At 53.9% G+C, this 23,842-nt stretch carries 13 protein-coding genes; 10 read left to right on the forward strand and 3 right to left on the reverse strand.

Features of this window, described 5'->3' with window-relative positions; genetic code table 11:
- Positions 1 to 179: 179 nt before the first annotated feature.
- On the reverse strand, positions 180 to 1,589 hold the full coding sequence (gene glnA, locus AC6HVW_RS22530; RefSeq protein WP_024482962.1) for a glutamate--ammonia ligase: 1,410 nt from the start codon (positions 1,587 to 1,589) through the stop codon (positions 180 to 182).
- Positions 1,590 to 1,959: 370 nt separating this feature from the next.
- Here glnA and typA point away from each other — a divergent pair, with 370 nt between their 5' ends.
- From typA to AC6HVW_RS22570, 8 genes are all read left to right on the forward strand, one after another.
- Positions 1,960 to 3,783: a ribosome-dependent GTPase TypA gene (typA, locus tag AC6HVW_RS22535; protein WP_059199303.1), complete on the forward strand. Its 1,824-nt coding sequence runs from the start codon at positions 1,960 to 1,962 to the stop codon at positions 3,781 to 3,783.
- 165 nt (positions 3,784 to 3,948) lie between these two features.
- Positions 3,949 to 4,539 (forward strand): glucose-1-phosphatase, encoded by a 591-nt coding sequence (yihX, locus tag AC6HVW_RS22540; protein ID WP_024482960.1) that lies wholly within the window; start codon positions 3,949 to 3,951, stop codon positions 4,537 to 4,539.
- A 50-nt stretch (positions 4,540 to 4,589) separates the two neighbouring features.
- Positions 4,590 to 5,483, forward strand: coding sequence for a virulence factor BrkB family protein (locus AC6HVW_RS22545; RefSeq protein WP_071683782.1), 894 nt, complete (start codon positions 4,590 to 4,592; stop codon positions 5,481 to 5,483).
- Entirely contained in the window at positions 5,480 to 5,917 is a 438-nt protein-coding gene (gene dtd / locus AC6HVW_RS22550; protein ID WP_186486585.1) for a D-aminoacyl-tRNA deacylase, read from the forward strand. Before AC6HVW_RS22545 ends, dtd begins: the two co-directional genes overlap by 4 nt.
- 21 nt (positions 5,918 to 5,938) lie before the next feature.
- The gene (gene fabY / locus AC6HVW_RS22555) at positions 5,939 to 6,886 is read left to right on the forward strand and encodes a fatty acid biosynthesis protein FabY (RefSeq protein ID WP_059199305.1); all 948 of its coding nucleotides are present in this window, start codon (positions 5,939 to 5,941) and stop codon (positions 6,884 to 6,886) included.
- A gap of 355 nt (positions 6,887 to 7,241) precedes the next feature.
- Positions 7,242 to 8,912, forward strand: coding sequence for a ShlB/FhaC/HecB family hemolysin secretion/activation protein (locus AC6HVW_RS22560; protein ID WP_059199306.1), 1,671 nt, complete (start codon positions 7,242 to 7,244; stop codon positions 8,910 to 8,912).
- Between the two features lie 22 nt (positions 8,913 to 8,934).
- Positions 8,935 to 20,919: a hemagglutinin repeat-containing protein gene (locus AC6HVW_RS22565; RefSeq protein ID WP_497569672.1), complete on the forward strand. Its 11,985-nt coding sequence runs from the start codon at positions 8,935 to 8,937 to the stop codon at positions 20,917 to 20,919.
- A gap of 4 nt (positions 20,920 to 20,923) precedes the next feature.
- Positions 20,924 to 21,346 carry a DUF6911 family protein gene (locus tag AC6HVW_RS22570; RefSeq protein ID WP_254698881.1) on the forward strand — a complete coding sequence of 141 codons (423 nt, stop codon included), beginning with the start codon at positions 20,924 to 20,926 and terminating at the stop codon, positions 21,344 to 21,346.
- 37 nt (positions 21,347 to 21,383) lie between these two features.
- On the opposite strand, the gene AC6HVW_RS22575 is transcribed toward AC6HVW_RS22570, so the two are convergent.
- Together AC6HVW_RS22575 and AC6HVW_RS22580 are read right to left on the reverse strand one after the other, a co-directional pair.
- Positions 21,384 to 21,728: a SymE family type I addiction module toxin gene (locus AC6HVW_RS22575; RefSeq protein ID WP_071683780.1), complete on the reverse strand. Its 345-nt coding sequence runs from the start codon at positions 21,726 to 21,728 to the stop codon at positions 21,384 to 21,386.
- Positions 21,725 to 21,955: a hypothetical protein gene (locus tag AC6HVW_RS22580; RefSeq protein ID WP_071683779.1), complete on the reverse strand. Its 231-nt coding sequence runs from the start codon at positions 21,953 to 21,955 to the stop codon at positions 21,725 to 21,727. Before AC6HVW_RS22580 ends, AC6HVW_RS22575 begins: the two co-directional genes overlap by 4 nt.
- Positions 21,956 to 22,328: 373 nt before the next feature.
- On the opposite strand from AC6HVW_RS22580, the gene AC6HVW_RS22585 reads away from it, so the two are divergent.
- Complete coding sequence (locus AC6HVW_RS22585) at positions 22,329 to 22,709, forward strand: hypothetical protein (protein ID WP_081367114.1); 381 nt, start codon at positions 22,329 to 22,331, stop codon at positions 22,707 to 22,709.
- A gap of 192 nt (positions 22,710 to 22,901) precedes the next feature.
- The gene (locus AC6HVW_RS22590; RefSeq protein WP_071683778.1) at positions 22,902 to 23,180 is read left to right on the forward strand and encodes a YrhB domain-containing protein; all 279 of its coding nucleotides are present in this window, start codon (positions 22,902 to 22,904) and stop codon (positions 23,178 to 23,180) included.
- Positions 23,181 to 23,842: the final 662 nt, after the last annotated feature.

Below are 23,842 nucleotides of genomic sequence, written 5' to 3' on the forward strand. Positions count from 1 at the left end.
CTGCACCTTTTTAGTGCATCCATCCTACTCCATCCGCAACCATCACGGTATGAAATAGTTTTGCAAAACATACGGTGGAGAAAAAAGCCCATCCGAAGATGGGCTAAAAGTTTCCACGGCAACAAAAAAACGGCTACTAATACTTAGGACGCGCCATCCTTAGACAGCGCGGGTATGACTTAAACGCTGTAATACAGTTCGAACTCAACTGGGTGTGGCGTCATGCGCACGCGATCCATTTCTTCTTTACGCAGTTCGATGTAGGCATCGATCGCGTCGTCGGTGAATACGCCACCGCGGGTCAGGAATTCACGGTCTTCGTTCAGTGCGGCCATTGCTTCATCTAGTGAGCCAGCCACTTTTGGAATTTCAGCTTCTTCTTCCGGCGGCAGGTCATACAGGTTTTTATCCATGGCATCGCCAGGGTGGATCTTGTTGATCACGCCGTCCAGGCCAGCCATCAGCAGTGCAGCGAAGCACAGGTATGGGTTAGCCGCTGGGTCCGGGAAACGAGCTTCGATACGGCGCGCTTTCGGGCTGGCAACCACTGGGATACGGATAGACGCAGAGCGGTTACGGGCAGAGTAAGCCAGCATAACCGGCGCTTCGTAGCCTGGGACTAGACGCTTGTAGGAGTTGGTGGTCGGGTTGGCCAGGGCGTTGATCGCTTTAGCGTGTTTGATGATGCCGCCAATGTAGAACAGCGCCATTTCAGACAGGCCGCCGTACTTGTCGCCAGCGAACAGGTTGGTACCGTTCTTGGACAGTGACATGTGGCAGTGCATACCTGAGCCGTTATCGCCGAACATCGGTTTTGGCATGAAGGTCGCGGTTTTGCCAAATGCGTGAGCCACGTTGTGAACCACGTATTTGTAGATTTGGATTTCGTCGGCTTTCTTGGTCATGGTATTGAAGCGGGTAGCCACTTCGTTCTGACCTGCGGTTGCCACTTCGTGGTGGTGAGCTTCAACCACCAGGCCCATTTCTTCCATGGTCAGACACATGGTAGAACGGATGTCCTGTGAAGAGTCGACCGGTGGCACTGGGAAGTAACCGCCTTTGACCGCTGGACGGTGGCCTTTGTTGCCGCCTTCGAGTTTGGTGCTGGAGTTCCAGGCGCCTTCGATATCATCAATAGCAACCATAGAACCACGGATGCTGCTACCGAAACGAATGTCGTCAAACAGGAAGAACTCTGGTTCTGGCCCGAACAGCACGGTATCGGCGATGCCGGAAGAGCGCAGGAAGTCTTCAGCACGCTTGGAGATTGAGCGTGGGTCACGATCGTAGCCCTGCATGGTGCCTGGCTCGAGGATGTCACAACGAATGATCAGGGTAGACTCTTCGAAGAACGGATCCAGAACCGCCGTGCTGGCGTCTGGCATCAGGACCATGTCAGATTCGTTGATGCCCTTCCAACCACCGATTGAGGAGCCGTCAAACATTTTACCTTCTTCGAAGAAGTCGGCATTTACCTGATGAGCAGGGATGGTAACGTGTTGCTCTTTACCCTTGGTGTCAGTGAAACGCAGGTCTACGAATTTCACTTCATGCTCATTCAGCATCGTCAAAACGTGTTCAGCGGACATACTTAACTCTCCCGGATTTATCGTTGTCATCGTCGTGGAACGAATCTGTGTAACTGGCCTGTTTTGCCTTGTGTAGACTAAAGCGAAAACTGTGCCAACTTTTAAAAAGCGAAAAAATCGCCGGTTTGTGCGGGTTTTGCTCATTGCCAGTATGCACCATTAGCGATGCAATGCACTATGGTGGTGCAAATAACCTGGGGTAGGGCACTAGAATGGTGCAAAACATCATCGATTGCTGCTTTTTGCACCGTGAAAGGGATCACAAACTAGCCTGTACACAGTTGTTTATAAGAGAGTGTTGTGATCTTGTTTAGTACCTCGCTTAATACGTGTACAATAGCGCGCTATTTCTAATGCCTGAGGCAAAGCTGTGATCGAAAATTTGCGTAACATCGCCATTATTGCCCACGTTGACCATGGTAAGACCACCCTGGTTGACAAGTTGCTGCAACAATCCGGTACTTTCGGAGAGCGTTCAGAAGCGACAGAACGCGTAATGGACTCCAACGATTTGGAGAAAGAGCGTGGGATTACCATCCTCGCAAAAAACACCGCCATTAATTGGAAAGACTACCGCATCAACATCGTAGACACCCCAGGACACGCCGACTTCGGCGGCGAGGTAGAGCGCGTGATGTCAATGGTCGACTCGGTGCTGCTGGTTGTGGATGCAATGGATGGCCCAATGCCGCAAACCCGTTTCGTGACCAAGAAAGCGTTCGCTAATGGTCTGAAACCGATCGTGGTAATCAACAAGGTTGACCGCCCTGGCGCGCGTCCTGACTGGGTTGTGGATCAGGTCTTCGACCTGTTCGTTAACCTGGACGCTACCGACGAACAGCTCGACTTCCCAATCATCTATGCATCTGCATTGATGGGTATCGCTGGTCTTGACCATAACGATATGGCCGAAGACATGACTCCGCTGTACCAGGCGATTGTCGATCACGTCTCTGCGCCACAGGTTGAGCTGGAAGCACCTTTCCAGATGCAGATCTCGCAGCTGGACTACAACAACTACGTGGGCGTTATCGGCATCGGCCGTATCAAGCGTGGTAAAGTGAAGCCTAACCAGCAGATCACCCTGATCGACAGCGAAGGCAAAACCCGTAACGGTAAAATCGGTAAAGTGCTGACCCATATGGGTCTGGAACGTATCGAAGCCACCGTTGCCGAGGCGGGCGACATCGTTGCCATCACCGGCCTGGGCGAGCTGAACATCTCTGACACCATTTGTGATGTGAACGCGGTTGAAGCGTTGCCAGCACTGTCAGTTGATGAACCTACCGTAAGCATGTTCTTTAACGTCAATACCTCACCGTTCTGTGGTAAAGAAGGCAAGTTCGTGACTTCACGCCAAATCCTTGAGCGTCTGAACAAGGAACTGGTACACAACGTGGCGTTGCGCGTTGAAGAAACCGAAGATGCTGACGCATTCCGTGTTTCAGGCCGTGGTGAGCTTCACCTGTCGGTTCTGATCGAAAACATGCGTCGTGAAGGTTTTGAACTGGCGGTTTCCCGTCCGAAAGTTATCTTCCGCGAAATCGATGGCCGCAAGCAAGAGCCGTTCGAGAACGTGACGCTGGACATCGAAGAACAGCACCAGGGTTCTGTGATGCAGGCGATGGGTGAGCGTAAAGCTGACCTGAAAAACATGGATCCAGATGGCAAGGGCCGTGTGCGTCTTGACTACGTGATCCCAAGCCGTGGCCTGATCGGCTTCCGTAACGAATTCATGACCATGACTTCTGGTACCGGTCTGCTGTACTCCACCTTCAGCCACTACGACGATGTGCGTCCAGGCGAAGTGGGCCAGCGTCAGAACGGCGTGCTGATCTCTAACGGCCAGGGCAAAGCGGTAGCGTTCGCTCTGTACGGTCTGCAAGATCGCGGCAAGCTGTTCCTGGGCCACGGTGCTGAAGTGTATGAAGGCCAGATCATCGGTATCCACTCACGTTCTAACGACCTGACCGTGAACTGCCTGACCGGTAAGAAACTGACCAACATGCGCGCATCGGGTACCGATGAAGCGACTACCCTGGTTCCGGCCATCAAAATGTCTCTGGAGCAAGCTCTGGAATTCATCGATGATGACGAACTGGTAGAAGTAACGCCAATCTCGATCCGTATCCGTAAGCGTCACCTGACGGAAAACGATCGTAAGCGTGCCAACCGCGGTCCTAAAGAAGCTTAATTCGCCGATTTAATCCGCAATACTTAGGGCGTGTCACAGCGCCCTGAGTTTTTTCCTCTGTCTTTCCCCCTTTCTGCGGCGCGCCATGCGCTTTTCACACTGCTCCCTGTTCAGCCTTAACTTTTCCCGTTACAGTGAAATCTCACTGGCCCATGGGAGAGGACTATGCTGTATATCTTTGATTTAGGTAATGTGATTGTCGATATCGATTTCAAACGTGTACTGGGCGTGTGGAGCAACCTGAGCGGCACACCGCTGGCGACGTTGTCCGAACGTTTTAGCATGGGTGAGGTATTCCAACAGCACGAGCGCGGCGAGATTAGCGACGAAGACTTTGCGGCCAAGCTCTGTGAAGAGATGGGGATAGCGCTCAGCTTCGAGCAGTTTGCCACCGGCTGGCAGGCGGTATTTGTCGCCCTACGCCCTGAAGTGATCGAGATTATGCACCGTCTGCGCAACGAAGGGCATCGCGTGGTGGTGTTATCGAATACCAACCGTCTGCACTGCAATTATTGGCCTCAGCATTACCCTCAGGTCGCTGAAGCGGCCGACCACATGTATCTGTCGCAGGATCTTGGCATGCGTAAACCCGATGCCAACATCTATCAGCACGTACTGAAGGCGGAAAACACCCCGGCGGATCAGGCGGTATTCTTTGACGATGTGGCGGCGAACGTAGAAGCGGCCGCAGCGCTGGGGATTAAGGCGGTACACGTCATCGATCGCCAGGTTGTGCCGGCTTATTTTGCTCAATGATCACCGTACGTTAAGCTTAAGGCGTCCAGACTGACATTTAGGATAAAGCTATGTCGTTTTTCCGCCGCAAAAAGCTGCCATCGTCGATCAAACCCGGAATAACCTTCGGGCGGTTGCTGTTTAAACGTATTGATGAGGATGGCCTGACCATGTTGGCGGGCCATCTGGCCTATGTCTCGCTACTTTCCCTGGTGCCGCTGATCACCGTGGTGTTTGCGCTGTTTGCCGTTTTCCCGATGTTTGCGGATATCAGCGTGCAGCTAAAAAGCTTTATTTTCTCCAACTTTATGCCTGCCGCAGGTAACGTGCTGCAACGTTACCTGGAGCAGTTTGTTGCCAATTCCAGCAAGATGACCGCCGTGGGGATCTGCGGCCTGATTGTCACCGCGCTGCTGCTGATCTATTCGGTGGATAGCGTGTTGAACACCATCTGGCGCAGTAAGAACCAGCGGCCGATCGTGGTTTCTTTTGCTGTTTACTGGATGGTGCTGACCCTCGGCCCGCTGCTGGTGGGGGCCAGTATGGCGATCAGCTCCTATCTGTTGTCGCTAAACTGGTTAGCGCAAAGCGGCGTTAACAGCCTGGTGGATGAGGTGCTGCGCATCTTCCCGCTGATCCTGTCCTGGGTCTCTTTCTGGTTGTTATACAGCGTGGTGCCCACGGTACGCGTGCCTGCGAAAGATGCGTTGATCGGGGCTCTGGTGGCCGGGGTGTTGTTCGAGCTGGGTAAGAAAGCTTTTGCGCTGTATGTCACCATGTTCCCTTCCTACCAGCTGATCTACGGCGTGCTGGCGGTGATCCCGATTTTATTTTTATGGGTCTACTGGAGCTGGTGTATCGTGTTATTGGGTGCCGAAATCACCGTTACGCTGGGTGAGCACCGCCTTTACCAGCAGCAGAAAGCAGAACAACAGCAAAAAGAGGAGCAGGAAGGATCGTTATGATTGCGTTAATTCAACGGGTATTAAACGCCAGCGTTACGGTAGAAGGTCAGACAGTAGGCAAGATTGGCCCCGGTTTGTTAGTGTTATTGGGCGTTGAGCAGGACGATAACGAGCAAAAAGCCCAACGCCTGTGTGAGCGGGTGCTGGGGTATCGCATCTTCGGCGACGAGGATGACAAGATGAATCTCAACGTTCAGCAGGCTGGTGGTAGCCTGTTGGTAGTGTCGCAGTTCACCCTGGTAGCCGATACCCAGAAAGGCATGCGGCCAAGTTTTTCGCGCGGTGCGGTGCCGCAGGAGGCCGATCGGCTATACCGCTATTTTGTTGGGCAGTGCCAGGAACGGGGTATTGAAACCCACACCGGTGAGTTTGCCGCCGATATGCAGGTGGCATTGGTGAACGATGGCCCGGTGACGTTCTGGCTGCAGGTTTAAAGATCACAAGAGAAGGCGTCTATGTATCACCTACGAGTACCCGTTACAGAACAAGAACTGAAAGACTATTACCAGTTTCGCTGGGAGATGCTGCGCAAGCCATTACACCAGCCGGTGGGTTCGGAAAAGGATGCCTACGACGCCATGGCGCACCATCAGATGGTGGTGGATGAGAATGGCCGGATAGTGGCGATTGGCCGTCTGTATATCAATGCCGATAACGAAGCCGCTATCCGCTTTATGGCGGTCGATCCAGCTGTGCAGGACAAAGGCCTGGGAACTCTGGTGGCAATGACCCTTGAGTCGGTAGCGCGCCAGGAAGGAGTGAAGCGGGTGGTGTGTAGCGCCCGTGAGGACGCGGTGGACTTCTTTGCCAAGCTGGGCTTTATCAACCAGGGCGAAATCACTGCGCCGCAAACTACGCCGATCCGCCATTACCTGATGATCAAACCCGTGGCCACGCTGGACGATATTCTGCATCGCCCCGACTGGTGCGGGCAGTTGCAACAAGCCTGGTATGAACATATCCCGCTCAGTGAAAAAATGGGCGTGCGCATCAGCCAATATACCGGCCAACGCTTTGTTACCACGATGCCGGAAGTGGGTAATCAGAATCCACACCATACGCTGTTTGCCGGTAGCCTGTTCTCCCTGGCAACGCTGACTGCATGGGGGCTGATCTGGCTGCTGCTGCGTGAGCGCCACCTGGGGGGCACGATTATTCTGGCAGACGCCCACATCCGCTACAGCAAACCGATCACCGGCAGGCCGAGAGCCGTTGCCGATCTGAGCTCATTGAGTGGCGATCTGGCCCGTTTGGCGCGTGGCCGCCGGGCGCGGGTGCAGGCAGAAGTGCATTTATTCGGTGACGATGACGAAGGTGCAGTATTTGAGGGCACCTATATGGTGCTGCCAGCCGAACCGGAAGAGCCGTTGGACAAGGGCGGTTCAGAGCCGATAGCGAGCTGAGCATCAAGCTCAGAATAGATTCTGTCACCAAACCTATCCTGGTGGGCGCGCATGCTGCGCCCACTTAACGGTAAGGCTTAATTGATAGCTTAATCTGTCGTAGAAAATGGACACTGTTGTCGATTATTTTTTCAACCAGAAAAATCTGTGTTTGTTTAGCATAATTGACTGTTTAATTTGCATGCAGCAAATAAAGTGAATGGATTAAAACAATTTCAGAACATTTACCCCGCCTCACTCTGAGATTTATGCCAATTCAGATGCCTCGAAGTCCCGTAAAGTCACGATCTCTTGCTTGTCTGATGCCGAATTATGTCGCTAGAATGCCGCAAAATCATTAAGGCGGTTTATCTGAATGGACTCAGTAGCTCAGCGGTTGGCAGTATCCTTATTGTTTCTTTCTCTCAGTTCGGCTGTTGGCGCCAATATGCTCAGCCCGGCGGATCGAGATACTATCCAACAGCAACAACGTGAATTGTTGCAACAAAACCAACAACAACGTCAGGAATTGCAACGCAGCCTGACGCCGGTGCTGCCACAAACGCCAGCCGCCACAGCCCCCGGCGGGCCGTGCTTCACTATTACGACCATTCGCCTTGAAGGTGCCAGCCATCTGCCCGCCCGTGCGCGGCAAGCCTTGACCCAGCCCTATCTGCAACGCTGCCTGAATCTGGCCCAGATCAACACCCTGGTGCAGCAGGTTTCCGATTGGTATATCGAACGGGGCTATATCACCAGCCGCGCTTTTCTGACCGAGCAAGACCTGTCCCATGGGGAGTTGAAGCTGCTGGTGCTGGAAGGGCAGTTGGAAAAGATCTTGCTGGACCAACGGGATGACCGAATGCTGAAGATGGCGTTCCCTGGCCTGGTGGGCAACATCCTGAACCTGCGCGATATCGAACAGGGCATGGAGCAGATCAACCGCCTGCGCCAGCAACCGGTGCAGATTGAAATCCTGCCCGGCAGCCAACCGGGCTATTCGGTGGTCAATTTGACCGCCAAGCCCGAGTTCCCGGTGATGCTGGGGCTGGGTTTTGACAACAGCGGGCAGAAAAGTACCGGCACCGGACAGATCAACGGCTCATTGACCGGCAATAACCTGTTGGGGCTGGCGGATCAGTGGTTTGTGACCGGCGCGCGCAGCAGCGATTTCGCCAACGATCACGATGCCCGCAGCGTCCAGGCTGGTGTCAGCCTGCCTTATGGCTACTGGCTGATGGATTACAACTACTCCTACAGCGACTACCTCTCGACGATCGACAATCAGGGCTTTGACTGGCGATCTACCGGCGACAGCCAGACCCATCGCTTCAACGTTTCGCGCGTATTGTTCCGTAACAGTGACATGAAAACCGGCCTGGCGCTGGGCCTGACCCACCGTATCAACCGCAACTATCTTAATGACACCCGGCTGGACAGCAGCAGCCGTAAACTGACCAGCGTATCTCTGGGCGTGAGCCATAGCCAAAAACTGTGGGGCGGCTTTGCCACGCTCAACCCTTCCTACAGCCGTGGCGTTCCCTGGTTAGGCGCGGAAGATGACAGCGGTAAAGCCAGCGAAGCCCCTAAGGCGGAGTTTAATAAATACACTCTCTCCGGCAGCTATTACTTGCCGTTGGCGCAGAACTGGAACTACCTCACCAGCCTGTACGGCCAGTGGACGCCCGATCGCCTTTACGGCAGCGAGCGCCTGACCCTCGGCGGTGAAAGTTCGGTGCGTGGCTTCAAGGAACAGTATCTCTCCGGCGACAAAGGTGGCTACTGGCGTAACGAGGTCAACTGGTCGCCGTTCAGCCTGCCGTATCTGGGGGATATTTCCGTATTGGCTGCCGTAGATGGCGGTTATCTGCGCCACGACTCCGTGGACGCCTACGCTTCTGGCACGTTGTGGGGCGGTGCGGTGGGGCTGGGCAGCCGTAACCGTTATTTCAGCAGCCAATTTACCGTGGGCTGGCCGCTGGCGCATCCGAGTTGGTTAGAGCCGGATCGGGTGTCGATTTACTACCGTATTAACATCGTTCTTTAATTTACAGGGAAAGGTTTCAAGGATGACGCAAAAAGACGATCGGCCCATTCATGCCAGCCAGCGTTGGTTGAGCTATACCCTGTGCAGCTTGCTAGCTTGGCAGCCGTTGCTGCCCGCCTTGGCGAACGGTGTTAACGTCGCCGAAGGGAATACCCGGCTCGATCAGGCTGGCAATGGCGTGCCGGTGGTCAATATCGCTACGCCTAATCAGGCGGGCATTTCCCATAATAAATACAATGAATTCAACGTGGGCAAAGAGGGGCTGATCCTCAACAACGCCACCGGGCAGCTCAATCAGACCCAGCTTGGCGGCCTGATCCAGAACAACCCCAACCTGAAAGCCGGGCAGGAAGCCCAAGGCATCATTAACGAGGTTGTCGCCCCGAACCGCTCCCAACTGCAAGGTTATCTGGAAGTGGCGGGCAAGCAGGCCAACGTGATGGTTGCCAACCCTTACGGTATCACCTGCGACGGCTGCGGCTTCATCAACACCCCGAATGCGACGCTGACGACCGGTAAACCGGTGTTAGGGCCAGACGGCAAACTGCAAGCGCTGGAAGTGACGCAAGGGGCCATCAGCATTCAGGGCAAAGGGCTAGATGCCAGCCAGAGCGGGAAATTTGCCCTGATTGCCCGTGCCACTGAGATCAACGCACAGCTGTATGCCCAGGATGCCACCATTACGTTGGGTGCCAACCGTGTGGATGCACAGGGTAATGCGACCCCGATCGCGGGCCAGGGCGAAACGCCAAAAGTGGCGGTCGATACCGGTGCGCTGGGGGGCATGTATGCCAACCGTATCCATCTGGTTTCCAGCGACAAAGGCGTCGGCGTCAACCTCGGTAACCTCAATGCCCGTGCCGGGGATATCACCCTGGATGCCAACGGTAAATTGACGCTCAATAATTCGTTGGCGCAAGGCGGTGCATTAACGGCGACAGGGCAAAGTATCAGCATGTCGGGCGACCACAAGGCCACCCAGTCCATCACGTTAAACAGCCAGGGGGACCTCACTCAACAGGGAGGAACACTGGTTAGCGACCAGAATATCGCTCTCACCAGCGGCGGTACGTTGCAGATGAGCAGCGGCAAGCTGACCGCTGGCAACGATGTCACCCTGCGGGCTCGTGACGCGCGGGTGGACAGTTCCAGCCAGATTGATGCAGCCCGCCATGTCGACATGACATTGTTCAATAGCGGCATGACGCAGGGGCAAGTGACTGCCGGGCAAAACCTGACCCTCAGCGGTGCCAGCTTGGTCAACAGCGGCACGCTGGCGGCCAATGGGGCGATACAAAGCACCCTTTCCAACTTGGCGAATAGTGGAACAGTTCAGAGCCAGGGCAACCTGTCGTTGAGCGGTCAGTCTCTCACCAACAGTGGCAAGATACTGAGTGGAGGGGCGCTGGTCCTTACCAGCCAGAGGTTGGATCAAGACGGCACCTTGAGTGCCAAAGGCAAAGCCGATCTTAACGTCAGCGATACGTTGCGAAACGGCAGTTACGGCGAGTTGCTGAGTGACGACAGCCTGACGCTGTGGGCTGGAACGCTGCAGCAGAACGGCCTGCTCTCTGGCGCGACGGGGTTAACCCTCAACAGCGATACGCTGAGCACGGCGGCAGATTCCCTCACCACCAGCCAAGGCAAGATCACGGTTAACGCGGGTAACGCCACATTAGGCGGGGAATGGAATGCGGGTGGCGATCTGGCCTGGCATGGCACGACGTTGAACACGCAGCCGGGTGCCCAGATACAAAGCGGGGGCAATCTCACCCTCCAGGCACAACAAGCCACGCTGGCGGGTACCCAAACGGCGAAAGGGGCATTAACGGTAGAGGCTGGCTCACTGCTGCACAGCGGTAAAAGCCATGCCGCAACCCTGGCCCTGAAGGCGGACACCCTGACCAACCAGGGTACGCTGGTCGCTCCTGTCTTGAAGATCAACAGCCAAACGCTGACCAACAGCGGCTTGCTACAAGGCAGCCAGACCCTGGAGCTTATCGCCCGCCTGATGGAGAACCAGAAGGGCGGCACCGTGTATACGGCCAATGCCCTGTCACTGGCCATCCCGACGCTGAAAAACGCCGGACTGATCACCACCGATCGGGATTTGGTGCTCAGTGGCGATCAACTGCTCAACAGCGGTGAAATCAATGCCGTGAACCTGACGGCCAAAACCCAGCGGATCGATAACCAGCAGAGCGGTTTACTGCTGGCGAAAGATAAGCTGTCACTGAACGGTATGGCGTTGTCGAATGCCGGACAACTGGCTGCCGATCAACTGACCCTGAACACCAACAGCATCGCCAATAGCGGCACGTTGCAGGGTGACAGCGCCCTTGCTATCAAGGCTGCGGAAGCCACCAACCGTGGGCGTGTACTCACCGGCGGTTCGCTAAACCTGATTGCAGACACCTTGACCAATGCCGGGACGATGCAGGCGGTCCTGATGGTCTTGTCACTGGCCAAACAGTTCAGCAACCAGCAAAACGGCACCGTCAACGCGAGCGACTCCCTGGCGCTGACCACCCCTCAATTCAGTAATGATGGCCTGCTGGCCGCAACGACGCTGACCTTGGATACCACGGCCCTGTTCAATACGGGGACTCTGCAAGGCAGCCGTCAGCTCAATATCGGCACCTCCACGTTAGACAACCAGCTCGATGGTGTTTTACTCAGTGGCGGAGCACTGACAATACGGGCAGATTCGCTGACCAATAGCGGATTGCTTCAGGGCCAGACACTGGATCTGTCCACACAAGAGTGGCTTAACAACGGCAATGCGCTGAGTGAACAAACGGCGAACCTGACAGTCGCCAATACGTTGACCAACCAAGGGAAGATCCTCGGCCAGCAAGGGATGACTGTCTCTGCGGGCTCAGTGGACAACGCGGGATGGCTGGCGGCCACCGTGCTCTCCGTCGTGGGCGACGTTATCAACAAGGGGCTGGTGCAGGGTAGCCAGTCCCTGCAACTTTCCGGCACTCATCTCAATAACGCAGCCACCGGCCAGATGTTATCTAGCGGGGCGTTACGCCTTGAAGGCCAGCAGTTGCTCAATCAGGGCGCTCTGCAGGGGCAACAACTGGCGGTGAAAGCCCAGACCTGGCAGAACAGTGGCAGTGCCCAGGCGCAAGATCGCCTGACGGCAGAGCTGACCGGTGACATGCTCAACAGTGGCCTGTTACTGAGCCAGGATCGGTTTGACCTCACGGCGGCCCATATTCTGAACCAGGGCACCCTGGCGGCAGATAAGGTGGTATTGACCGCGCCACAGCTGACCAACAGCGGCCTGCTACAGGGCAACAGCCATCTGCAACTGGCTATCCCCACTATCAGTAACCTTGCCAGCGGGAAGCTGGTCAGCGGCGGTGCGCTGGAACTGGCGCTCGATCAACTGGATAACGCTGGCCTATTGCAGGTGAACGATGATTTGTCTCTCACCGGCCAGCAATTCACCAACCAGGGCAGCATCCTGGCGAACAACCTGAACCTGAATGTGCAGGGTGGCTTGGTAAACCAACAAGGCGGCCAACTGGTGGCCCGTGAAAATGCCACCTTCCGCAGCCAATCGGTGAACAATGCCGGGGTGTTGGCGGGTAATACGCTGGCGGTAGACAGTGGCACCGTGACTCACAGCGGGATCATGCAGGGCAATGCCGGGCTGACTCTGAACAGTACCGAGCTGAACGTGCTGGCCGGTGCACAACTGCTGAGCGGGGGTGAGCTGGCAGTCAACGGTGGCGCAGTCACCAACGCTGGATCCTGGCAGGGGAATAGCCTGACCTTTGGCGTCGATAGCTTGGATAACAGCGGATCGATAAACGCGGTTGCGGGCCTGACTGGCACGGTGCTCAATACGCTGCAAAACAGCGGGCAGATGGGAAGCCTGGGGACTCTGAACCTGAGCGGCGACTATCTGACCAACAGCGGCAAGCTGGTGGCCAACCGGTTGACGCTGGATGCCGCCACGCTGAATAACACGGGATTATGGCAAGGTAGCGAGTGGCTGAATGCCTACGGTGATGCGCTGACGCTGGGTGCGTCAAGCCGCACGTTGGCCGGAGGCGCATTGTCGCTGAATGCTGGGCAACTGACCTCAGATGGGCTGGTTCAGGGTGGACAAACCCACGTCACTGCCACTAGCTGGTTGAACCGTGGCAGCCTGCTGGGGAGCGATTCTCTGGCCGTCAACGTCACCGATGAACTGGTGAATGAAGGGTCACTGCTTAGCAAAGGTAACAGCGAAATACAGGCGCAGACGCTGACCAATGACGGTGCCGTCTTGAGTGACGGAAGTCTGTCTTTGGCGGGCGCTACGTTGAACAACCAAGGAGCCGTACAGGGTAACATCCTCAACCTGACGCAGAACTTGGTGAATAACGCAGGCACGCTGATCGGCCTGCAGTCGCTGACGTTGGGCATTCAAGCATTCACCGTCCCGTTGTTGACGCTGGTGAACCACAGCCAGGGATCACTTCTGACGCAGGGAACGCTTTCTGTTAATGGCAGTACGGTGACCAATGACGGCCGCTGGCAGGGGCAACAGATCCTTCTGAATGCTCAGACGTTGAATAACGATGGCGCAATCCAGAGTGCGGATGCGCTGCAAATGGCTCTGTCTGGGGCATTGAATTCGACGGCTGGCAGCAAAATTACCGCCAATGGTGCAGCTGTATTACAGGCACAGTCGTTGACCAACGCCGGGCAGTGGCTGGCAAAAAATCTCATCCTGCGCGCTGACACCCTGAATAATCAGGGCGAAATCAGCGGCGTTGACGGCCTGACGGTGGCGCTGACCGGAGATTTCACCCAACAGCAAGATAAAACCCTGCTGACGGCGGGGGACTTGAAACTGGATGCGGCCTCGGTCACTAACCTTGGGCGTATCCAGGGGAACGGCGTGTGGGTTAACAGCGGTACGCTAACCAACAGCGGGCGTGTGCAAGGTGAAACAGGTCTAACGCTGAACCTTACCGGTGGATTGACCAATAACGCTACGGGTACCCTTCTCAGCCAGAACGCACTCACCATTACCTCGCCGTACTGGGTCAACAGCGGCCTGATGCAAAGCGGTGCTGACACCCGGTTCGAGGGGACGATATCAGGGCGTAATGACGGTAGCCTGCTTGCTGGCTCCGATCTGTCACTCTATGGCTCGCAATTTACCAACACCGGTTGGTTGCAGGCAGGCTCCCTGTTACTGAATGCGGATGCATTAGACAACAACGGTACCTTGCTGGCAGAACTGCAGGGAACGTTGACCGCAGGCAGCCTGAACAATCAGGGCACGGTCCAGGGAAGCAACCTGGCGTTGAATACCCAGCAACTGACTAACGGTGGCACGCTGCTTGGCACCTCCGGGCTTGGCATCAATGCCGGTCAGGTGGCGCTTCAAGAGACAGGAAAAATGTTTAGCGGGGGCGATTTACTGCTGAGCAGTGGCGATTTTGACCAACGTGGCCAGGTCGTGGCGTTGGGCAACCTGACGCTGCAACTGGTGAACGCCTTTACTAACCAGAACGTGATTGCCGCAGGCCAGAGCCTGAATATTAACAGCCAGGGGGCGTTGACCAACCAGGGCACTCTGCAGGGGCAGAGCGTCAACCTCACGGCGTACGGCATCTTGACTAACAACGGGCAAATCACCGGCGGAAGTGGGGCCAGTACTCTCAGTGGCAGCTCCATTGCCATGAACGCGGCCGGAACCCTGCAATCAGGGGGCGACGTAACCCTGAACAGCCAGAGCGATATCACCGTGGACGGGTTTACCGGCACGTTGGGCTCGATGACGCTGAATGCGGCTGGCAGCCTGATTAACACCGCCTTGCTGTATGCCGGTAACAACCTGTACCTGCTGGCCAACAGCATCAAAAACCTGCGCGGTGACATCCTGGCGGGCAACAGCCTGTGGATGCAGCGTGATATGGCGGGCAATGCTAACGCTGAAGTGGTGAACAGCTCTGGCACCATTGAGACACAAAATGGTGATATCACCATTAACACCGCCCATTTGCTGAATCAGCGCGATGGGCTGAGTGTGGTCAGCTCTGAAAGCAGCGCACCGCAGTACTCCTGGGTGACAGATTTTGAGGCCAAAATACCGTTAACCTTCTTCAACAAAGGCGACTACGGCTATGTCATCAAGTCCTGGGAATCGGGCGGCGGCAGCCCTGGCCACGGAGCGTCTCCGACAACGCATTACAGTTCAACGCCAACGCCTTATCTTAACCAACGGATTAAGGAGTTTGCCTCTGGCGTTTCGACGGTCACCGTCACGGCAAACGGTGGCGCAGCCCGTATCGCGGCAGGGCGTGATCTCAGCCTTTATGCCGGCCAACTGGACAATCAGGCCAGCAATATTTTAGCCAACAACAATGCCTATCTTTCAGGGAGTAACCTGAATAACCAATCCTGGTTCTCGGGCACTGAAACCCGCTATCAAACGTATCAGTATGGTTATGGCCTGAGTAAAGTTCCGGTGCCAGAAACCAGCGTTTCTAAAGGGGAAATTACATCCAACTACATCGTCTACACGGCGACGGGCGAAGTACGCTATGAACGTGGAGAAGGTGAAATCTACCGTTCCGTTATTCAGGCTGGCGGTAACGTCGTGGCCAACTTTGCCAACGATCTGAGTAATACCACCACCTCACCCAACGCAGGTGGTGTAAGTCACACTATCAATGCCCCAACGCTGAATACCCTGAGCCAACAGACTATCGGCGGTGCCGTAGAGAAACAGGCATTATCTGCTGGTGATAAGGCGGCGGTCAATTCGCCTGAATGGCAAGACAGCCTGCAAAATGCCCTGCAACAGATTAACGGGGGCAGCGGCCTGGATAACGTCACGCCTGAGCTCACCGGGTTAGGAAAATACAGCGAAGGTGACCAGGGTAACGCCAATCTGGGTGATGGAGCCAAGTTACAAAACACCACCACTGATGGCAAGGACCTGATCGGCACGGATGGTAAGGCCTTAAACCAGTATCAAGGCAAAACGGTCGATACCAGTGCGTATCCTCTGCCTACGGGCGAGAATGGCTATTTTGTGGCGTCTACCGATCCGGACAGCCCGTATCTGATCACCACCAACCCGAAACTTAACGGGCTGGGGCAACTCGATCCGAGCCTGTTTGGCGATCTCTACGCATTGCTGGGGATCTCCCCAGGCCAGAGCCCGCGTGAAACCAACGAACAGTTCACGGTAGAAGACAAATTTATTGGCTCTTCCTATTTTCTGGACCGCCTGAACCTCCACCCGGATTACGACTATCGTTTCCTGGGAGATGCGGCCTTTGATACCCGTTATGTCAGCAATGCCATGCTCAATCAGACGGGCAGCCGTTATCTGAACGGCGTAGGTTCAGACCTGGAGCAAATGCAAACCCTGATGGACAACGCCGCCAGGGCACAACAGTCTCTGGGGCTGAAGTTTGGGGTTGCGTTAACGGCGGAGCAGATCGCCTCTTTGGATCACAGCATCTTGTGGTGGGAAGCGACCAGCATCAATGGCCAAACGGTGATGGTGCCGAAGCTCTACCTGTCACCAAAAGATGTGACGATCAATAACGGCAGCGTGATTTCAGGGAAAAATGTCTCTCTCACCGCCGGTAATATCACCAACAGCGGCAGCACGCTGACCGCACAGAACGCACTGACGCTCGATAGCCAGAACAGCATCAGCAACCTCAATGCTGGCCTGCTCAATGCGGGCGGCAACCTGCAACTGAGCGCGATTGGCGATATCAACAATATCGGCTCAATCATCAGCGGCAAAACGGTGCAGTTGGAAAGCCTTGATGGCAGCATCATCAACCAGACGCTGACGAATCAGTGGAGTACCCAGGGTTCTCTGGGCGGCTGGATGCCACAAAGCCTGTCGCTGTCACGCACGGAAATCGGCGATATCGGCACCATCCAGGCCTTGGACAGCTTGAGCCTGAGCGCTGGAAACAACATCGATATCCTGGGAGCCAAATTGACTTCCGGTGGTGCGATGGACTTGCTGGCGGGGGGCGATATCAACGTCCTGGCCAACACCACCTACAGCGCCGATAAATATCAGAGCTGGCGGAACGTAAGAGAGAGCGAAACTCACAGCAGCCAGGGCAGCGAAATTAGTGCTGGTGGGCCGCTGACGGTCGATGCAGGCCGTGATGTCAACGTGAAGGCCAGCCAGGTTGGCAGCCAGACTGATACTACCGTGATGGCTGGGCGCGATATCAACCTGCAAACGCAAGAAGCGAGCACCCGGCAGAAAGATAACGGCACCGAACAGCGCAGTAACGATGCCACGCGCACCACTCTCACCAGCGGCGGCGATTTAACGCTGGATGCAGGCCGGGATGTGAACTCGCAGGCCGCAGCGATGGTGGCAGACAACAACGTTAACCTGAACGCCGGGCGTGACGTGAACCTCAACACCCAGCAAACCAGCGAATACCGCGAGAGCAAGGAAGGTAAACGCCAGCAGGTAGATGAGTCCATTCGCCAGCAAGGAACGGAGATCGCCAGCGGGGGTAACACCACCATTCGCGCCGATCGAGATGCCACCTTGAATGCGGCACAGGTGCAGGCCAGCGGTGATGTGGCGGTAAGTGCCGGACGCGATCTGACGCTCAACAGCGCCACCGAAAGCGACTACTCCTTCTTCGAAGAAACCAAGACCAAGAAAGGGTTCCTGTCGAAGACCACCACCCATACGGTGCGGGAAGATTACGCCACGCAGGAAAAAGGCACGCTGCTGAGCGGCGACAACGTGTCGCTGTCTGCGGGTAATGACCTGACGGTGAAGGGATCTTCGGTTGTTGGCGACGGTAAAGTTAACCTGCAAGCGGGCAACAACGTCGAAATCGTGGCGGCGACGGAAGAACAGTCCAGCTACCGGTTGGATGAGAAGAAAAAGAGCGGACTGATGGGCACCGGTGGTATCGGGGTGACGATTGGTAGCTCCAGCTCTCGCCATCAGGTGAACGAAGACGGTACGACGCAGAGCCAGAGTGTCAGCACTATCGGCTCGACCGGTGGCGATGTGAATATCGTTGCGGGCGGCAAGGCACACATTGGCGGTGCGGACCTGATTGCCGGTAAAAATCTCAGCGTTACTGGCGACAGCGTCGTTATCGAACCGGGGCATGACCTGCGTACGGTAGAAGAACGGTTTGAGCAGAAGCAGAGTGGCCTGACGGTGGCGTTGTCCGGTGCGGCAGGTGCAGCGGCCAACTCAGCAATAGCGGCAGCGCAGAGTGCCAAAAGTGAAAGCGATGGCCGTTTGGCTGCCTTGCAGGGCACCAAAGCCGCGTTGTCTGGGGTGCAGGCAGGGCAGGCCGCGGTGTTGGATAATACCAAGGGCGATGCGGGTAATGCGATTGGTATCAGCCTTTCCCTGGGGGCCCAAAAGTCGTCATCCACGCAAAAACAGGTCTCTGATAATGTCACCGGTTCGACGTTGACGGCGGGTAATAATTTGTCGGTGGCCGCAACCGGCAAAGGCAGTGGTGCTAACAGTGGCGATGTGGTGATTGCGGGTAGCCAGTTGAAGGCGGGTGGCGATACCACCATCGATGCCTCTCGCGACATTTTGCTTGCCGGGGCTGCTAATTCCCAGCAGCAGACGGGGAGTAACAAGAGCAGCGGCGGTGAAATCGGTATCGGCCTGAGCCTGGGTAAAGACACGGGTATCAAGGTGTTCGCCAACGTCAACGCTGGCAAAGGCAGTGAGAAAGGCACCGGTACGCAGTGGACAGAGACAACCATCGACAGCGGTAAGACGCTGGCCATGAACAGTGGGCGCGATACCACCCTGGCCGGTGCACAGGTCAGCGGTGACAAGGTGGATGTTGACGTCGGGCGCAACCTGACGCTCTCCAGCCAGCAGGACAGCGATCTCTACGACATGAAGCAGCAGAACGCCAGTGCGGGTGGCAGCTTCACTTGGGGCTCGATGAGCGGCTCTGGCTACCTGAACCTGAGCCAGGACAAAATGCACAGCAACTACGACTCGGTGCAGGAGCAGACTGGGATCTTTGCGGGCAAGGGCGGCTTTGACGTTAAGGTCGGCGAGCATACCCAACTGGATGGCGCGGTAATCAGTTCAACGGGCACGGCGGACAAAAACAGCCTGGATACCGGGACGTTGGGCTTCAGTGACCTGCACAATAAGGCGGACTACAACGTCGAACATGTCGGGGTTGAGATAAGTGGCGGCGGCGACTTTGGTGGTAAGGAGTTCCAGGGCAACCTGGCGGGCGGGATGCTATCGGGCCTGAACGGCAGCGGCCATGCTAGCGGCACCACGCAGGCGGCGGTGAGCGAAGGTAACATCACTGTCCGTGACAAGGACAACCAGCAACAAAATGTCGCCGACCTGAGCCGGGATACGGAGAATGCCAACGGCAGCATTGCACCGATCTTCGACAAGGAGAAAGAGCAGAACCGGTTGAAACAGGCGCAGCTGATTGGCGAGATCGGCGGGCAGGCAGCGGATATCATCCGCACGCAGGGTGAGATAAACGGGCTGAATGCGGCGAAGGCCGATCTGGCGAAAGATGGGAAACTGCCGCCGGAGCCGGGGAAAAATGCCAAGCAGGAAGAGATTGATCAGTACGTCAGCATCCTGAAAGACACCACTGCGTATAAAGAGGCCATGAAGCAGTATGGTACGGGCAGTGACTTGCAGAAAGCGGCGCAGGCGGTAACGGCTGCGTTGCAGGGCCTGGCAGGGGGAAATATCTCCCAGGCTCTTGCTGGTGGTTTGAGCCCGTACGCGGCAGAGCAAATCAAGAAGTATACCGGCACGAATGAAACGGCCAACGCGCTTGCCCATGCGGTGTGGGGGGCGATAGCGGCGCAGGTGAGTGGCAACTCGGCAGCCGCTGGTGCTGCGGGGGCTGCTGGTGGTGAATTGGCCGCGCGTTATCTGGCTGAAAAGTTATATGGTGCAGACACGCCGGAAAAAATTGCTAAACTGAGTGAGGAGCAGAAGCAGAGTCTCAGTGCGCTGTCGACGCTGGCAGCAGGTTTAGCTGGCGGCGTGACAGGTGATAGCACTGCGAATGCTCTGGCGGGGGCTCAGGCTGGCAAGAATGCGGTGGAGAATAACTATCTGAGCGTGTCTGAAAAGACAGAGCTTGAGCTGGCGAAGCAGATACTCCAGAACAGCAAAGACCCGGCAGAGCGTGAGCAGGCCCAGCAGAAAGTTAATGAACTGCGTGAAAAGGATATCGCCAGCGACAAGGAAGTGATCGATGCCTGTAGTAACGGAAATGCCGGGAGTTCGGCTTGCGCGGGAGCAAGACTGAAGGCTATCGAGGCGAAAGAAGGGTATGAGGGCCTTGGTAACTACAACTCGAAAGCGAGCCAGCAATACTCGGATGCTTACGGCCAGATAGTAAACCTGCTGAATATCACCAGTGTTGATGCGCAGAATCAGCAGCAGATCCAAGACGCAATGATCAACTTCTTTATGACAACTAAAGGGGTTGATTACGCAACAGCCAAAGATTACACCAAGTTGAAGCAGGGAGCCGATATTATTGTTGCTTCGGTCACTCCGGTACTTGGTGCGGCAGCGGCGAAACAACTTGGCAAGATTGTAGATGCGAATGTGAAGGTCGTTGCGAAAGGAAATGTTGATGGCAGCAAGTTCACTGATACTAACCAGGGAGCGAGACCTTCGCAGTTAGCCGACTTTAATAAACCGACTATTATCAATGATGTTGTGCAGGCTAAGATAGTGAAGGAGCCTAATAAAAACTTTCCTAATGGAAACATGGGAACCGCTCATGCAGAAATAGGTGTAATCCAACAAGCCTATGAGAAAGGGATGACTAATGGCAAAGATATGCTTATGTCAGTGAGTGGGGAAGCACTTTGTACTTACTGTCTCAGTGATGTAAAAACCATGGCTGCAAAATCAGGGTTAAAGTCACTGACGATATATGAAGAAAAGAGTGGTGATGTTTTGTATTGGGAAGCTGGTATGAAAAAATTCATTAGGAAATAGAATTATGAAGATAGGTGTTGAGTCAGATTATCTGAAAAAAGAGTTTGAAGCTGATTTTCACCTTAGTAACAAAAACTCTTTTACCAGAATACGTAGACCTGATTGGGATGATATTAAAGAGTTGTTGTTAAAAGTAAAAGGTAAAGAAGGCACAGTAAGATTGACGGTATTGCCTGACCCTGATGTTGGTCCAGCAAAACTTGATGTATCTACAGAAAATGGCTTTTACTTATTAACTTTGTTGGAGTATTCAGAAAGTGACTCTGATGTTCGCTCATATTGGGATATGTCAAAAATAGACAATAAGATAATGATTCATGGTAATTATTGGCCTGAGCGCCAGCTTACAAAGGACTTCGATCTTGTTGTCAGGATCTTCAAGGAGTTCTTCGATACCGGCAATGTATCAACGGATCTTCTGAATTAAAGCAGTAACCCCCGGCCTTGGCCGGGGGTTACTGCTTCTAAGCCCTGAAAACGCCATCTTCTCGTTGTCGTAACCGGATCACACCGGGTGTGGTGGTTATCTCCAGTTGTTCCGCGTCGGTAATGCCGGACTCGGTGAGCCAGTCTCCGCAGATGATCAGCTCGCCGTTCTGCCGTACCCAATCCGCCCCAAAATCTTGCCGTTGTTGGCTGGTTTCGCACAGTGCGTTCCAGGTGGCCGCATCGGTGACGGGGATGATCCACAGGCCATCGGGTCGGAGCGTGAGCTGTAACGGTATGCCGGGGGTAAAACCCAGTCCGGCTAGCGTACCACCGTCGATCGTCAACTCCGGGATCGGTTGGGGTGTGAGGGTGGTGTTCAAGATGCTCCCATATCGATATAGCGGCGGAAGTCGTCACCCTCAAGGCTTTTGCACAGGGCTTCATGGGGGCTGGTGATCAGCTGTTCCAGCATCTTGCGCTGGGTCAGAGCGTGATGGTGCGCCGGTCGTTCAAGCGCAAAATGGGCGACGAGGCTCACTTCGATCTTCAGAGGAGTGCTAACCCCATCGCGGTACTCGGCCTGATGTTGTGCGTTGGTCTTGGCCATGATGAACCTCCCCGTTACTGCGTAATGACGCGGATGATCAACTGACCCGACTCGGTGATCGCTTCGATCCTCTGGCCGGCAGTAAAGGCAATTGAATTAAACAACTAATGGCAGCAAGGGATCTTGTTGGTACTATGACTAATGAGCAGGCAAGGATGCCAAGGCAGGGCGGTAGCTTGTCTTTTGTTCCCCGCCTTATTGTTCTAGCAGCCACTTCCATCGATTCGATCGACCACTGTGACCGACATTAGCTGAAGGTACGTTGCGGTAGTGATTTGGATCGCTGCCATGGGGTTATGGCAGACAATGTTCATGTGGGCTTAGGGGGCAGGTCAAACGATTGTCATCAGTGTATATAGAGGCTTTTAATTAAATGGGGAATAAAGCTATTAAATCAGAGCAACAGTTGGTTGAGGGGTTGGAGTCGTATCTGGAATATGGTTATATTGATCCTTTTTATATCAATTGTGACTCATTCGATGAGAATGCAGATCAGGCTGAAGAGTATTTAAGATATTTATCGTCTATCAATATAGAATTAGTTCAGACTTACTACAAAAGAATCATCGAGTCTGAAGCTATATGGAATGACTTCTTTAAATCACGTTGCATATATAGCTTGCTATTATCAGTGTCAGAGAGGGGATATGCTTTTAATTATTTGAATGAAAATGGCGCAAACTTATCGATTCCTATCCTAAAAGAAGCATTATCTTATTTTTTTACGCAAAAAATGATTATTAAGCTCGTTTAGTTCCGGAAGGATTATTTAAAAAATTGCAAGCCAGATATGAAGAGGTTAAAGATGAGCATGATGCTAAGTTTTATCATCTGGATGAAGAATATAACAATTTTGTTAAAGCTTATTGTTTGAGCTAAGTCAATTCCCTGCCTAGAAACTGTGAGGCTCAGTAAGTTCGGCTCTAAAGATTTTGAGGGCAAGTTAATGATTACCTTTGATGAGGCAGTAAAAAAGGCAAATGAATATTTAAGTGATACTGAGATTCCTGTCGTTATAACGTCTCAGGGTCGTTTTTCAGAGGGGTGGTTCTTTTGTTTTCAATCAAGAGAATATATTGAAAATGGTGATCCATCAGCTCAGCTTGCAGGGAATTCCCCATTTATAATAGATAAAGATAATGGGGAGATTCATGTGTTCGGGACAGCACAACCGTTAAACGAATATCTACAAGAATATGAAGAAAAGAAAAATAATATGAACTAGTAAAATCCTTGCAACTGATGCGGAAACTTTTATTCCAAGTCCTGAAAACGCTATCTCCTAGCCGCTGCAACCGGACTACATCGCCTTTGGTTAATAATTGACCAGCTATCGGGTTGGATAAAGTGATTGTCATTGATAATTTCGGCCAGATAATCAGAATTAAGTGAGTTTATATAAATGGCAATAGATATATTTTGTTATACCAAAATGGATACATGATATATTTTTTAAATAATCAAGATGAATATTATTTTGAAAAATGCAATGATTATATCATAATGTTTTTTAAAATATTACCTAATTAATTAAAACTAATATTGACAGGCTCATAAATAATAATCCACAATTATGCTAGAGAATACTTATTTCTATACATTTTAAAAAATCCAACTTGCTGGATTTTAGATATGTTTATAATAAGGCTGATATCAAGCCAGAGCATCTAGAGGCGGTCTGAGAAGTCACGACCCGGCAGGATCCTATCTACTGAGCTATATTAACGGTTGATCGGCTTCCATGAGTCTCCAAAGAAATAATGAGGGATGGCTAATGTTAGAGTACAGTATAGGCAGTTCAATGGATAGGCATGACCTATATGCTGAACTATCATTTAAAAGAGTTCAGTGGGGAGAGATCTCATTATCCCAAGATAGAAAATCCGT

The sequence above is a fragment of the Serratia sp. NCCP-200 genome (assembly GCF_059697885.1).